Genomic DNA, 2,693 nt, shown 5'->3' with positions numbered 1-2,693 from the left:
GTGCCGGTTCTCCGCGTCGCGGATGTTCTCGATGAAGTACTGGGGCTTCTTCAGCTTGCCGATGTCGTGGTAGTAGGCCGCCACCCGGGCCAGAAGCGGATTGGCGTTGATCGCCTCGGCGGCCGCCTCCACCAGGTTCCCCACCAGCACGCTGTGGTGGTAGGTGCCGGGGGCCCGGATCATCAGCTCGCGCAAAAGCGGCGAGTTGAGGTTGGCCAACTCCAGAAGCTTCACGTCGGTCGTGTAATGGAAGACCGCCTCGATGAGGGGGACGGTGCCGGAGACGTAGATGGCGTTGATGAAGCCACCCAGGAAGGCGAAGATCAGGCAGTAGACGGTCTGCAGCGACAGCGGGTTCTCGCCGTAGAAGTGGAAGCAGAGTGCCGCCGCCATGTTCACCACGCTCAGCTTGAGCCCGGCCGAATAGATGGTCCCCCGCTCCTTGCACTGGCGCACCCCGTGGGCGCCCACGATGCCACCCAGCAGTGCGTAGATCACCACCGGCAGCGAGTTGTTGAGCATGATGCCGGCCAAGGGCGCGCAGACCGCGCAGTAGACCAGGGCCACCTCGGAGTTCAGGATGATGCGAACGATGATGGCGCTGGCGGCGAAGGGGAAGAGGTAGAAGTAGCTCGCGGTGTCCACCCCGGGGAAGAGCCCGCCCAGGGCGGTGGAGACGGTGAAGGCCAGTTTGAGGAGGGCGAAGTTGGCGACCAGCAGCAGGGAGAGCAGCAGGATGTCCTTGTTGGTCGGGTTGAACTTCCTGATGTTCTTCAGGCCGAAACGGTACGGCGAGTAACAGAGCACCAGCACCAGTCCGAAGATGCCGATGGCGGTGGCCAGCGGCGCCATGCTCCTGTTCTTGAAGATCTTCTCCATCTTCAGGGCCTGCTCCGAGGAGACCCGCTCGCCCACCCTGACGATCATCTCCCCCCGCTTCATCTTGAAGAGCACCGGGCGCACGGAGGCCCGTGCCTCCGCCCTCTTGTCCTCGGTGGCGTCCCGGTTGAAGGTGAGGTTAGGGGAGACCATGCGGGGCACCAGCCCCCGGATCGCCTCGATGTCGCGCGGCGAAAGCTCACTGAAGCGCAGCGACGAGAGCTGGCGGCGGACGCTGGCGATCTCCACGGTGGCGGAGAAATCGCCCCCCGCGACCTCCTGCTTGCTGCTGGGGTCGATCACCTGGATGCCGTGGTGCCGGTCGGCCTCGAACTTCTGCCGGTCGGCCACGATGCGCATCCGGTAGAGGGGCGCCACCTGCCGCCCCAGCTCGGAGAGGAAGGCGCGCTCCTGGCTGATGTGGGAGAGGGCGCCGAACTCCCTGCTGGTCAGATCCACCTGGAGGGCGCCCGCCACCTGGCTGAAGCCGTGGTCACGCTCGCCCCGCCTGTCGTTGATCAGCCTGAGGGCGTCCTCGAACCGCCGCACGATCTCGATGTTGGCGTTGGGGTCCAGGCTGTAGACGAAGGGGGAGTGGGACTCGGCCTCGTTGCGCTTCTTCTCGGTCAACAGCAGGTCTTCGATCAGGTAGTCTTGGGTGGCGCGGATATCGGAGGTGGCGATGTCGCCTTCGCGGTAATTCGCCGAGAAGAACTGCGGGCTGGGCAGGATCAGCAGGGTGAGGAACAGGGCGGTCAGCATCAGCAGCACGAAGCGGCTGCGCTTCTCGTACCTTTCGCCGGAAAGTGCGGACGCGACGGCCTCGACCCAGCGGTTGCAGAGCTGGATCAGCGGGCTCTGCGTTTCTTTTTGTTTGTCGCCGCTTTCGGTGGGCATTATGTCGGTAATTCCCGTGTGATAGGGCAAAGACTCGGTGATTCAGGCAAGGAACGAATATATCCTTTTTGCCCGATTACTGTCAATCTAAACGAAAATCCTCATTGGAATATCGGCGCCACTACGCTTGGTTAAAATTTGTTAAAACATCTTCCATTTACTGACAGATATGTTATATATCGTAAATTCCATTAACGGGCAACGGCCCGTCTATCATTAAAACGAGGGGGGAGAGATGAGCCAGATAACCGACGTGTACGCCAGAGAGATCCTTGATTCGAGGGGGAACCCGACCCTGGAGGTCGAAGTGTTCCTCGATTCCGGTGCCATGGGAAGGGCCGCGGTTCCTTCCGGCGCATCGACCGGCGAGCGCGAGGCGCTGGAGCTGAGAGACGGTGACAAGGGACGCTACCTCGGCAAAGGTGTGGAGAAGGCGGTCTCCAACGTCAACGATATCATAGCCGACGAGATCACCGGCATGGATGCCACCGATCAGGCCGGCATCGACCAGAAGATGCTGGAGCTGGACGGGACCGAGTTCAAGAGCAAGCTGGGCGCCAACGCCATCCTGGGCGTCTCCCTGGCGGTGGCCAAGGCCGCGGCCGAAGAGGTCGGCCTGCCGCTGTACCAGTACATCGGCGGCTCCAACGCCAAGGAGCTCCCGCTCCCGATGATGAACATCATCAACGGCGGCGCCCACGCCGACAACAACGTCGACATCCAGGAATTCATGATCATGCCGGCCGGCGCCTCCAGCTTCAAGGAAGCCCTCAGGATGGGCGCCGAGATCTTCCACTCCCTGAAGGGGGTGCTGAAGGCCAAAGGGTACAACACCGCGGTGGGTGACGAGGGGGGCTTCGCCCCGAACCTGAAATCGAACGAGGAAGCTCTCCAGGTGATCATGGAGGCGATCGAGA

At 62.3% G+C, this 2,693-nt stretch carries 2 protein-coding genes; one reads left to right on the top strand and one right to left on the bottom strand.

The genetic code is table 11. The annotated features are described in order from the left end of the window. Nucleotides 1-1,776, bottom strand: a 1,776-nt coding sequence (locus VJ604_RS11610) for an HDIG domain-containing metalloprotein (protein WP_324082627.1), incomplete at its 3' end; no start/stop codon positions are given. A gap of 235 nt (nucleotides 1,777-2,011) precedes the next feature. Here VJ604_RS11610 and eno point away from each other — a divergent pair. Beyond that, on the top strand, nucleotides 2,012-2,693 hold a 682-nt coding region (eno, locus tag VJ604_RS11605), incomplete at its 3' end, for a phosphopyruvate hydratase (RefSeq protein ID WP_414652425.1).

The organism is Geomonas sp., from assembly GCF_035254065.1.
Classification (GTDB): Bacteria; Desulfobacterota; Desulfuromonadia; order Geobacterales; family Geobacteraceae; genus Geomonas.
The sequence above is the reverse complement of the archived record's forward strand: the minus strand, read 5'-3'. Positions and strand labels throughout refer to the sequence as shown.